Origin of the sequence: Flavivirga aquatica, from assembly GCF_001747085.1 — a bacterium.
Classification (GTDB): domain Bacteria; phylum Bacteroidota; class Bacteroidia; order Flavobacteriales; family Flavobacteriaceae; genus Algibacter_C; species Algibacter_C aquatica.
This window is the reverse complement of record NZ_MDJD01000027.1, coordinates 1-400: the sequence shown is the minus strand read 5'-3', so window position 1 is coordinate 400 and position 400 is coordinate 1. Positions and strand designations below refer to the sequence as shown.

1 protein-coding gene is annotated in these 400 nt (G+C 39.5%); it reads left to right on the top strand.

The window, feature by feature from the left end; all coding sequences use genetic code 11:
* Positions 1-400: hypothetical protein (locus A8C32_RS20545; RefSeq protein WP_165605796.1), on the top strand; the 400-nt coding region annotated here is incomplete at both ends.

Below are 400 nucleotides of genomic sequence, written 5' to 3'. Positions count from 1 at the left end.
TGTATAGGAAGTTCGGATGGATCTGTAAACTTTACCGTAGGAGATTTTTCAGGAACTTACAGTTATGTATTTGATGGTAATCCTAGTGTAACAGGACAAACAGGACTCATTATACCAACTTTTACAGGGTTATCTGCAGGAAATCATACTATTACAATAACTGATGAAGTTACAGGTTGTACAGCGACAGCTACAGTACGTGTAGAAGCGCCAGCCGTAGCTTTAAGTGTAACAACGACTGCATCACCAATAACCTGTGATACTTCAGGAAGTGTAGAAATTACAGCTTTAGGAGGTTGGGGAGGCTATGAGTACAGTTTAACACAGCCAGATGCAAGTGTTCTAGCTTTTCAAACAAGTAATACGTTTACAGGATTAACTCAAACAGGCTCTTATACAG